At 69.8% G+C, this 10,174-nt stretch carries 12 protein-coding genes and 1 pseudogene; 8 read left to right on the forward strand and 5 right to left on the reverse strand.

Features of this window, described 5'->3' with window-relative positions; genetic code table 11:
* Nucleotides 1-64 precede the first annotated feature (64 nt).
* The 3 genes from CCN72_RS29845 to CCN72_RS29855 all read left to right on the forward strand — a co-directional run bounded on the left by CCN72_RS29845 (nt 65) and on the right by CCN72_RS29855 (nt 3,622).
* Entirely contained in the window at nt 65-775 is a 711-nt protein-coding gene (locus tag CCN72_RS29845; protein WP_086811119.1) for a DUF3105 domain-containing protein, read from the forward strand.
* Complete coding sequence (locus tag CCN72_RS29850) at nt 772-1,431, forward strand: DUF305 domain-containing protein (protein WP_086811121.1); 660 nt, start codon at nt 772-774, stop codon at nt 1,429-1,431. The genes CCN72_RS29845 and CCN72_RS29850 overlap by 4 nt, the downstream gene beginning before the upstream one ends.
* Before the next feature lie 235 nt (nt 1,432-1,666).
* Entirely contained in the window at nt 1,667-3,622 is a 1,956-nt protein-coding gene (locus CCN72_RS29855) for a S53 family peptidase (RefSeq protein ID WP_085564422.1), read from the forward strand.
* Between the two features lie 137 nt (nt 3,623-3,759).
* Here the strand turns inward: CCN72_RS29855 and CCN72_RS40890 are convergent, their stop codons facing one another.
* Entirely contained in the window at nt 3,760-4,011 is a 252-nt protein-coding gene (locus CCN72_RS40890; protein WP_244174544.1) for a hypothetical protein, read from the reverse strand.
* Nucleotides 4,012-4,256: 245 nt separating this feature from the next.
* Between CCN72_RS40890 and CCN72_RS29865 the strand changes: the two genes are divergently transcribed.
* Together CCN72_RS29865 and cutA are read left to right on the forward strand one after the other, a co-directional pair.
* Complete coding sequence (locus tag CCN72_RS29865; RefSeq protein ID WP_086811123.1) at nt 4,257-5,477, forward strand: epoxide hydrolase family protein; 1,221 nt, start codon at nt 4,257-4,259, stop codon at nt 5,475-5,477.
* A gap of 43 nt (nt 5,478-5,520) precedes the next feature.
* Nucleotides 5,521-5,853, forward strand: coding sequence for a divalent-cation tolerance protein CutA (gene cutA, locus CCN72_RS29870; protein ID WP_086811126.1), 333 nt, complete (start codon nt 5,521-5,523; stop codon nt 5,851-5,853).
* Between the two features lie 6 nt (nt 5,854-5,859).
* Here the strand turns inward: cutA and CCN72_RS29875 are convergent, their stop codons facing one another.
* Nucleotides 5,860-6,774 carry a LysR family transcriptional regulator gene (locus CCN72_RS29875; protein ID WP_086811128.1) on the reverse strand — a complete coding sequence of 305 codons (915 nt, stop codon included), beginning with the start codon at nt 6,772-6,774 and terminating at the stop codon, nt 5,860-5,862.
* Between the two features lie 93 nt (nt 6,775-6,867).
* Here CCN72_RS29875 and CCN72_RS29880 point away from each other — a divergent pair, with 93 nt between their 5' ends.
* The gene (locus CCN72_RS29880) at nt 6,868-7,794 is read left to right on the forward strand and encodes a DMT family transporter (protein ID WP_086811130.1); all 927 of its coding nucleotides are present in this window, start codon (nt 6,868-6,870) and stop codon (nt 7,792-7,794) included.
* Between the two features lie 65 nt (nt 7,795-7,859).
* Here the strand turns inward: CCN72_RS29880 and CCN72_RS29885 are convergent, their stop codons facing one another.
* The 3 genes from CCN72_RS29885 to CCN72_RS29895 form a co-directional block, all read right to left on the reverse strand.
* Nucleotides 7,860-8,270 carry a hypothetical protein gene (locus CCN72_RS29885; RefSeq protein WP_244174546.1) on the reverse strand — a complete coding sequence of 137 codons (411 nt, stop codon included), beginning with the start codon at nt 8,268-8,270 and terminating at the stop codon, nt 7,860-7,862.
* A 237-nt stretch (nt 8,271-8,507) separates the two neighbouring features.
* A complete protein-coding gene (locus CCN72_RS29890; protein ID WP_086811131.1) occupies nt 8,508-8,783 on the reverse strand; it encodes a DUF397 domain-containing protein in 276 nt (91 codons plus the stop codon).
* Nucleotides 8,755-9,588: a helix-turn-helix domain-containing protein gene (locus CCN72_RS29895; protein ID WP_086811136.1), complete on the reverse strand. Its 834-nt coding sequence runs from the start codon at nt 9,586-9,588 to the stop codon at nt 8,755-8,757. Before CCN72_RS29895 ends, CCN72_RS29890 begins: the two co-directional genes overlap by 29 nt.
* A gap of 162 nt (nt 9,589-9,750) precedes the next feature.
* On the opposite strand from CCN72_RS29895, the gene CCN72_RS29900 reads away from it, so the two are divergent.
* The gene (locus CCN72_RS29900) at nt 9,751-9,978 is read left to right on the forward strand and encodes a hypothetical protein (protein WP_086811133.1); all 228 of its coding nucleotides are present in this window, start codon (nt 9,751-9,753) and stop codon (nt 9,976-9,978) included.
* Nucleotides 9,975-10,174, forward strand: a pseudogene (locus CCN72_RS39790) (ATP-binding protein); the annotation flags it as partial. The gene CCN72_RS29900 and the pseudogene CCN72_RS39790, both read left to right, overlap by 4 nt.

Raw genomic sequence — 10,174 nt, forward strand, 5'->3', positions numbered from 1 at the left:
CCCCCATTACGATCAGCGGGCTCCACCCCCTGTCCGCCCGCTCCCCCCAGAAGGACATCGCCTCATGGGTTCCGCCAACAACAGCAACAGCGCGGCGCGCAAGGCGCGCATCGAGGAGATGCGGCGCGCCGAGCGTTCGCGCGCGCGCCGGAACCGGACGCTCGTCATCGCCGCGTCCGTGGTCGTCGTCGCCGGGCTCGTCGTGGGCGGTGTCGTCCTCGCGGACTCCGGGTCCGGGTCCGGGAAGAAGGACACGGCCGCGAGCGGCGACAACGGCAAGGACACCGGGGATGTGAACAGCAAGAGCTCCGGGGACTCCGGGCACTTCACGACCGGGAAGGACGGGGTGCGCACCTGGAAGGGCACGCTGTCGCGGACCCATGTGACGACCCCGGTGTCGTATCCGATGCATCCGCCGGTGGGCGGCAACCACAACCCGGTGTGGGCGGACTGCAACGGTGACGTCTACACGCAGCAGTTGCACGACGAGAACGCGGTGCACTCGCTGGAGCACGGCGCGGTGTGGGTGACGTACACCCCCAAGGCGGCGAAGGCCGACATCGAGGCGCTCTCGGCGAAGGTGAAGAAGACGCCGTACTCGCTGATGAGCCCGTACGAGAACCAGGCCGCGCCGCTGATGCTGTCGGCGTGGGGGCACCAGGTGGCCGTGAAGAGCGCGAGCGATCCCGAAGTGAACAAGTTCTTCGCGGACTTCGTGCAGGGGCCGCAGACGCCGGAGCCGGGTGCCTCGTGCACCGGTGGGGTGATGAAGTGAGCCGGCGCGCCATCGGCTGGGCGGCGGGGGCCGCGGCGGCGGTGCTCGTCGCGGCCGGCGCCGTCACGTACGCGGTCGCCGACTCGGGCTCCGGATCCGGATCCGGCTCCGGTGACGGCAGGGCGGCACAGCGGACGCCGAGTGCGGACTCGGCGGACGCGGGCTTCGCTCGGGACATGGCGGTGCATCACCAGCAGGCCGTCGAGATGTCGTACATCGTCCGCGACCACACGAAGGACGAGGACGTACGGCGGCTCGCCTACGACATCGCGCAGACGCAGGCCAACCAGCGCGGGATGCTGCTGGGTTGGCTGGATCTGTGGGGGCTGCCGAAGGTGTCCGCGGACCCGCCGATGACCTGGATGGGCATGGGCGACATGGTCACGGCCAAGGACGGCTCGCTGATGCCCGGTATGGCCACCAATACGCAGATGAAGAAGCTCGCGACCCTGAACGGGAAGCAGGCTGAGATCTTCTATCTCCAGCTGATGACGAATCATCACAAGGGCGGCATCCACATGGCCGAGGGCTGCGTGGCCAAGTGCACGGTGGGCGTGGAGAAACGGCTGGCCCAGGGCATGGTGGACGCGCAGCAGTCGGAGCTCCAGGTGATGGCCGGGATGCTCAAGGAGCGCGGAGCCGAGCCGCTCTCATGACCAGGGAACAAGTCCCTTCGTAACACAGCTGTAAGGAAAAACCGCTCAAATCCCCCTAGGTGACGGTTACTTGAGCTTCTCTTTCCGTCCCATTTACCTGGCATGAACGGTTCATCGGTCAGAGTTGCCCCCATCGTGTGATCCATTCGCCGGCTGTTCACCACCGCCGCCGGCCGGCGCGGAGCCGCGTGTACCTACCTACTACGTGCATGCGCAACGCATCGCAGGGGGTTCTATGAGATCCAATAGCGCCAAGACGCGCGCCGTGAGCATGGCAGCCGCGCTGCCCATGATCGCCGGTGCGCTGGCGCTGGGCATACCCGCGGCCCACGCCGCGGACAGCCCCGCCCGTAATGCTCTGAAGGGCACCAAGCCGCTCTGGGCCACGGCCAAGGCGGACAAGGGCGCCACCAACAACGGTGCCCAGGTCAAGGCCCGGGTGTACCTGGCCGGCCAGGACTCGGCGGGCCTCGCGGCCTACGCCAAGGCCGTGTCCGACCCCAGCTCGCCGTACTACGGCAAGTACCTGTCGCCCAAGCAGGCCCAGGCCCGCTTCGGCGCCACCAAGGCCCAGGTCGCCGCCGTCAAGTCCTGGCTGACGTCGGCCGGTCTGAAGGTCACCGAGGTCACGCAGCACTACGTCGCCGTCTCCGGTGACGTCGCCTCCGCCGAGAAGGCGTTCGGCACCCAGCTGCACAACTACGCCAAGGGTGCGAAGACCTACCGCGCCCCGGCGCAGGCGGCCTCCGTCCCGGCGGGCCTCAAGGGCACCGTCCTGACCGTCACCGGTCTGGACAGCGCCCCGCACAAGGCCGACCACGACGACACGCTGCCGCCCCCGGACGCGGTGTTCAAGAACGCCGGTCCGTTCTCGTCGTACTACGGCTCGAAGACCGCGAGCACGCTGCCGTCCGCGTACGGCACCAAGCTGCCCTACGCCGTCAAGGGTTACACCGGCAAGCAGCTGCGCTCGGTCTACGGTGCCGGCAAGTACACCGGCAAGGGTGTCCGCGTCGCCATCACCGACGCCTACGCCTCGCCGACCATCGCCTACGACGCCGGCAAGTACGCGTTGAAGAACGGCGACAAGGCCTGGAAGACCGGTCAGCTGCACCAGTCGCTGCCGGCCAACTTCACCAAGACCGACGAGTGCGGTGCCGCGGGCTGGTACGGCGAGGAGACCCTCGACGTCGAGGCCGTGCACGCGGTCGCGCCGGACGCCGATGTCACCTACGTCGGTGCGGCGTCCTGCTACGACGACGACCTGCTCGACTCGCTGAGCAAGGTGGTCGACAACCACCTGGCCGACATCGTCTCCAACTCGTGGGGCGACGTCGAGGCCAACCAGACGCCGGACCTCGCGGCCGCCTACGACCAGGTCTTCCAGCTGGGCGCGGTGCAGGGCATCGGCTTCTACTTCTCCTCCGGTGACGACGGCGACCAGGTCGCCAACACCGGCACCAAGCAGGTCGACACCCCGGCCAACTCCGCCTGGGTGACCGCCGTCGGCGGCACCTCCCTCGCGGTCGGCAAGGGTGACAAGTACCTGTGGGAGACCGGCTGGGGCACCACGAAGTCCAGCCTGTCGGCCGACGGCAAGAGCTGGACCAACTTCCCCGGCGCCTTCACCTCGGGCGCGGGCGGCGGCACCAGCAGCACGGTCGCCGAGCCGTACTACCAGAAGGGCGTCGTCCCGGACTCGCTCGCCAAGGCGAACAACGCCTCCGGCAACCGCGTCGTCCCGGACATCGCGGCCATCGCCGACCCGAACACCGGGTTCCTGGTGGGCCAGACGCAGACCTTCCCCGACGGGTCGCAGCAGTACAGCGAGTACCGCATCGGCGGCACCTCGCTGGCCGCGCCGACCATCGCGGCGGTCCAGGCTCTGGCCGAGCAGGCGCGCGGCGGCAAGGCGATCGGTTTCGCCAACCCGTCGATCTACGCGAAGTTCGGCAAGAAGGGCGTCTACCACGACGTCACGGACAACCCCACGGGCCACGGCCTGGGTGTCGTCCGCGTGGACTACGCCAACAGCATCGACGCCACCGGCGGCCTGCTCTACTCCGTCCGCACCCTGGGCAAGGACAGCTCGCTGTCCGCGACCAAGGGCTACGACGACGTGACGGGCGTGGGCTCCCCGGCGAACGGCTATGTCTCGTCGTACGCCAAGAAGAGCAGCAAGAAGCACTGAACGGCTCCGTCGAGCTGAACTGAGCTTCTGAAGAAGGGGACGTGGGGCCATCACCGGCCTCGCGTCCCCTTCGCGTTCCGGAAACGCTCCGGAAACGCTCCGGGAGAGGCCGGGGGTCCGGGGTTCGGGTCCGGGGTTCAGTTCCCGCGCCGCCTTGCGAGCAAGTGGAGGACGAGGACGGACGCGGCGAACAGGAGGAGGCCGGTGAGGAGGAAGGGCAGCGGGGCGGATTCGTCCGTGCAGGTGGTTTCCGTCGCCGTCGCCCGGCATAGGGTTCCCGGGCGGCCCCGGTTGGAGCACGCGAGCGAGAAGAACGGCAGGGCCGAGCCCGCGAGGGCGCCGACGGCGGTGGTCCGGTGTCCCTTGCGGAGCAAGAGGACGGCGGCCACACCGCTGCAACAAGAAGGATCACGTCCATGGACAGCAGGGCGGCCGACTCCAGCGCGGCACACGCGCCGACCGCAGCCCAGGCAAGGAACCAGCCCCACGGCGTGCCGCGCTGTCCGACGGATGCGGTGGTGCTGCTGCGCACGGTTCCTCCCGGTGCGCACGGGGCCTCCCGGTGCGGGCGGTGCCTCCGGTGCGGGCGGTGCCTCCCGGTGCGGGTGGGGTCGGGCGCCTAGGCTGCGTCACCATGACGACTGCATCGCAGGACAGCATCCGACCGTTCCGCGTCGCGGTCCCGGAGGGTGAGCTGGAGGATCTGAGGAGCCGTCTGGACCGCACCCGCTGGCCGGACGAACTGCCGGGCGCGGGCTGGGAGTACGGCGTCCCGGGTGACTATCTGCGGGAACTCGCGCGCTATTGGCGGCACGAGTACGACTGGCGGGCGGCGGAGGCCCGGCTGAACCGGTGGCCGCAGTTCACGACCACGATCGACGGCGCCAACCTCCACTTCGCGCACATCCGTTCCCCGGAACCGGGCGCCACCCCGCTGATCATCACGCACGGCTGGCCCGGCTCCCTCGTCGAGTTCGAGCGGATCGCGGGACCGCTCACCGACCCCCGGGCGCACGGCGCCGACCCGGCGGACGCCTTCCATCTGGTCCTGCCAAGCATCCCCGGCTTCGGTTTCTCCGGCCCCACCCGTGAGAAGGGCTGGGAGTACCGCCGGGTCGCCGCCGCGTTCGCCGAGCTGATGTCCCGTCTGGGGTACGGCCGTTACGGCGCCCAGGGCGGCGACTGGGGCGCGGCCGTCTCCCGGGAGCTGGGCCGTATCCGCCCGGACCAGGTCATCGGCGTCCATCTGAACCTGCTGCCCGGCGCCGGCGCCACGGCCGAGCCGACGCCGGAGGAACTCGCCGCGCTCACCCCGGCGGAGCAGCAGCGCACCCGGGCGTCCTGGGAGCGGATGCGGGCCTGGAGCCGCGAGCAGCAAGGCTACGCGGACATCCAGTCCACTCGTCCGGGCACCCTCGGCTACGGGCTCTCCGACTCACCCATCGGCCAACTCGCGTGGATCGTAGAGAAGTTCAAGGAGTGGACGGATTCCACCGACCGCCCGGAGGACGCCGTCGACCGCGATCATCTGCTGACGAACGTGATGCTGTACTGGCTGACCAACACCGCCACCTCCGCCGCCCGCCTCTACTACGAGCGCGCCCACGCCGCCTACCGGGGCCGCCTGCCGGAGCCGTCCTCGACCCCCACCGCGTTCGCCTCCTTCCCGCGGGAGAACTTCATCGCCCTACGCCATGTCGCCGAACGCACCGACAACATCGTCCGCTGGACGGAGTTCGACCGGGGCGGCCACTTCGCGGCGATGGAGCAGCCGGAGCTGCTGGTCGGTGACGTCCGGGCGTTCTTCCGGGACCTGCGCGCCGCGGGCGGCGGGGGCGGCGCGGCCTCGTCGTGAGGGTGGATGGGGTCCAATTTTCTTGATCTGGAAGGGCAGTTGTATGACCGAGATCGTGATCGCACAGACGACCATCGACGACGAGGAGCGCGCGAACGCCCTCGCCCGGGGCGCGGTGGAGAATCGCCTGGCGGCCTGCGCCCATATCGACCCGCCGTTCACCGCGGTCTACCGGTGGAAGGGGGCTCTTGAGACCGCTCAGGAGTGGCGGATCTCGTACAAGACGACCACCGACCGGCTGCCGGAGCTGGCGGCCTGGGTCGCCGAGCACCACGGCTACGAGGTCCCGGAGTGGATCACGCTCCCCGTGACCGGGGGTTCCGAGGCGTATCTGGGCTGGGTGGCCGAGGAGACCGCACCGCGCGCGGCCGGGTGACGCCGCTCAGGTCCCGGAGGCGTCCCGGCCCTGGATCCGCGCGGCGGTGGTGCGCAGTTCGGCGAGGACGGTCCGTACGGCCTTGCGGGCGGTGCGCTCGGGCCGGTGCAGTACGTCGATGCGGCGCCGGGCGTGCACTCCGCTCAGCGGTCTGAGAACGATGCCGGGGTGCGGGCGGGCGGTCCAGCGGGGCATCAGCGCGACGCCGCCGCCCGCGGCCACCACCTCGGCGACCACGGTGAACTCGTTGATCCGATGGACGATGTCGAGCGCGCGGTCGGCGAAGGCGGCGATGGCCTCGATGGTGGCCATCAGAGGGAAGCCGTCGTGGACCGTGATCCACGGCTGGTCCGCCACGTCCCGGGGCGAGAGCACCGGCTCGGCGGCCAGCGGATGGCCCACTGGCAGGGCCACGTCGAGGGGTTCGCGCAGCAGCGTGGCCGAGGTGACGGTGCGTGCCCAGGGCGGGGCGTGGTCGAGGCGGTGGGCGAGCACCAGGTCGTGGTCGCGGGTGAGCGCGGGGAAGCGGTCCTGGGCGACGTCCTCGTCGGCGAGCGCGAGGCGGGGGTGGTCCGGGCCGGAGAGGCCGTGCAGCAGTCGCGGGAAGAACGCCGAGGCGGCGCTGTGGAACGCGGCCACCGATACGACTCCGGCGGGCTGCTCGGCGAAGTCGGCCACGGCGTGCCGGGCCCGGGCCAGGGCGGACTCGACCTCGATGGCGGCCGCGGCCAGGGCATGTCCGGCGTCGGTCAGTACGACCCGGCGGCCCGCGCGTTCGGTGAGCGGGACCGGGATCGAGCGCTGGAGCAGCCGCAGCTGCTGCGAGATCGCGGACGGCGTCACATGCAGCGCCTCGGCCACGGCGCTGACGCTGCCCAGGTCGCCGAGTTCGCGCAGGATCCGCAGTTGCCGTTCGTCCACGGTGACAGTGTAGGTGGACGATGTAGGCGTGCTACATCTTCGTTGTAGAAGTTGGTCATAGCCTTCAACATTCTGCTGGGGCAGCGTGGAGGCATGAACGTCGCTCGCCGTACCGATGCGGTACTTCTGCTGGTCGCGCTGGTCTGGGGTTCCAGCTATCTCGCGGCCAAGACGGCCACGGCCGCGCTGCCGGTCCTGGCGGTGCTGTTCGCCCGGTACGCGATCTCCGCGCCGGCGTGCGGGGCGCTGGTCGCCTTCCGGTCCCGCCGTTCCTGGACCCGGGCGGAGGTCCGCGTCGGCTCGCTGCTGGGGGTCACCCAGGCGGCTGTGCTGGTGCTGGAGACATACGGGGTGGCGCACACCAGCGCCGCGAACGCCGGGCTGATCATCAGTCTGACGATCGTGCTGACACCGCTAATGGACCGGACCGGCGACCGCCGGCTCCCCCGGACCTTCTTCCTCGCCGCCGGCCTCTGCGTACTGGCCGTCGGGCTCCTCACCGCGGGCAACGGGCTGCACGCGCCTCGGCTCGGCGACGGGCTGATACTGGCCGCCGCCGTGGTCCGGGCGGCTCACGTCACGCTCGTCGGACGCCTCACGACGGGCCGCCGTATCGACCCCCTGCACCTGACGACCGTCCAGACCGTCGTGGGCTGCGCCCTGTTCCTCCCGGCCGCCGTCCCCTCCCTCCCCGCCCTGGCCCACAGCGGCGCCGCCACCTGGACCCAGCTCGTCTATCTCGCCCTGTTCTGCAGCGTGTTCGCCTTCCTCGCCCAGACCTGGGCCGTCCAGGGCACCTCCGCCACCCGGGCCAGTCTGCTCCTGGGCACGGAGCCGATCTGGGCCGTCGCCGTCGGGGTCGCTCTCGGCGGCGAACGGTTCACGCTGTGGGCGATGGCGGGGGCGGTGCTCATGGTCGGGGGGACGTATTGGGGGCAGAGCATCGAGCGCAGGCATCGTGCGGCGAGCACGGTGAGAGACCGTGAGGCGTGCCCGGTGATGGCGCCGACCGGGGTCTGATCGCCCGGCCGGTGCCGGTGCCGGTGGCCGCCTCGGACGGAGGCGGCCACCGGTCCGGCGGGGGCTCAGCGGATGTGGACCGTGGCCACGCCGGAGGCGTGCAGGCGCACGGGGTGGTGGTCGTGCTTGTTCTTCAGGCCGTAGAACACGGCGCGGAATTGCAGGTCGCCGCGATGGGCGGCCGAGCCGTGGGTGGTGAGGCGGGCGTCGGCCCTGACCGGGGTGGTGCAGTTCTCCTGGTGCCAGGTCTGCTTGCCGGTGCGCTCCTCCAGGCACAGCTGGTGCAGGTAGCCGGCGATGTCGTCGTCGCCGTCCGCCTTGATGGTGAACGTCTTGCCGACGTGCGCCGTGCGCGGCACCGTGACCTCCACGTCCCCCTTGGCGAACGCCGGTACGGCGGCCAGCGTCACCGAGGCCAGCCCCAGCGCCCCGATCACGACCGCCCGCAGGCCCCGCGCCCTCTTCATCCCGTTCATCTGCTTCCCTCCCCCGGGTCCCCCTGGTCTGGAGGGACCTGTTTCCTTCCGAAAGCGCCTGATCGCGCCTCGCTGGTTCTTCAGATGGGTGGGGTGGCCGGTCGGGTTGGGTCTCGTACGACGGCTTTACGCAATCCTGCCAAATCACCCAACACGGGGAGAGTGGGGCTCAGTTGACGGGGAGGCCCAGGGTGCGGAGGAAACCCGGCGGGTAACCGGCCGAGCCCGGACGCGGTTCTACTTGAGCGACGCGACGAAGGGGGCCCAGGCGGTGGCCGTGAGGAGGAGGGCGGGGCCGTCGGGCGCCTTGGAGTCGCGGACCGGGACGACGCCGGGCACGTTGTCGGCGACCTCGACGCAGTGACCACCGTCGCCGTTGCTGTAGCTCGACTTGCGCCAGAGAGCGGCGCCGGGGAAGTCGCTGGCGATCTCGACGCAGTTGCCGCCGTCGCCATTGCTGTAGCTGCTCTTCAGCCAGAGCGCGTCACTCAAGTCGTTCCGGTTGCTTGCCATTTCGGTAATCCTCTGCCGCGGCCTTGATCATGGCGAGGGACGTGTCTGGTGACAGCGCGACGGCCCTGAGCCGATCGTATGCCTTGCGGTACTGCTTCACGAGCGCCGGATCATCGATGGTGTCCCCGCTGTAGGACGCCTCCGTGTAGACGAGTGGTGGGGCATCCGGAAAGTCCATGACCATGACGGACGCAGCCATGAGGGGATACGCTCCGTTCTTCCGCGAAAGGATCTGCGGAGTGATCCGACGTCGCTCGGCCAGCTCCACGACGCGATCCAGCTGTGCGGCCATCTCCGTCGCAGTCAGGAGCGAGTCGCAGATCAGAGACTCGTGCAGGATTACCCAGTACTCGGGGATGGAGTGATCCTTCTCGAAGAGGCAGGCGCGAGCGAGCCGCGCGGTCACCTTTTCCTCGACCCACTCGTCGACGGCCGACGGGTGGGCCGACCGGACCAACGCCCGTGCATACGGCGCGGACTGGAGGAGCCCGGGAAACGTGACGGGACACCACTCTTCGATGGCCTCGGCGTGCCGCTCCGCCTCCAGAGCCTTCTCAAAGTAGGCAGCGTGCGGTCCTCGCCTGGCCTTCTGCACGTCCTCGCAGTTCCGCTCAAAGAAGCCGTCGGTCCCCAGGGTCCGATCCGCATGCCGCGCCAACTCGATCGGCATCCTGCGCTGGCCGTGCTCGATGTCGCTGAGGTAGGTCTTACCGAAGTAGCTGCCCTTGAGGAACGTCTCCAGCGACAGCCCCGCCGCCTCCCTCTTCCACCGCAACTCCTTGCCGTAGAAGGTCGGGACGCTCATCGAGCCGTCGATGTCCTTACGCCGCACCACGTGCTCACCGCCGTAACTCACCGTGCCGATTCCGCTGTTCGCGCCGTGGACGCGGAACGTCTTCCACGGTAGCGGCCCAGGCGACAGGCTGTGAGGTGTTCGTCACACAACGCACAGAAGGCTGGATACCCCATGTCCGACCACTCCCCCACCACCCCCTACGACGTCGTCCTCTGCGTGGAAGAACTCCGCGCCGCCCTCGCCCTGCACGACATCAAGTTGCCCTCCCTGACCGTCCATCTGCCGAGCTTCGCGGGGAAGTACGGGCACACGCAGGGGCTCGTCACGCTGGGGAACTGCAACATGGCCACGGCGCGGGCGCTCGCCGCCGTACTGAAGAAGACGGCGGGCGAGGAATGAGGGACGTCGAGCTGCACATGCCCGCGACACCGAAGGCCGTACCGGAGCTACGGCATCGGCTCCATGGGTACGACTACGACGTCCGCCTGTGCGCGACGGAGCTGCTGACGAACGTAGTCGAGCACGTCGGCGACGGAACTCCGGTGCGGGTGAGAGTCGTTGCTCTCGACACTCCCACCCGCACCGGAGTTCCGTC

The sequence above is a fragment of the Streptomyces murinus genome, from assembly GCF_002154555.1.
Taxonomy (GTDB): domain Bacteria; phylum Actinomycetota; class Actinomycetes; order Streptomycetales; family Streptomycetaceae; genus Streptomyces; species Streptomyces murinus.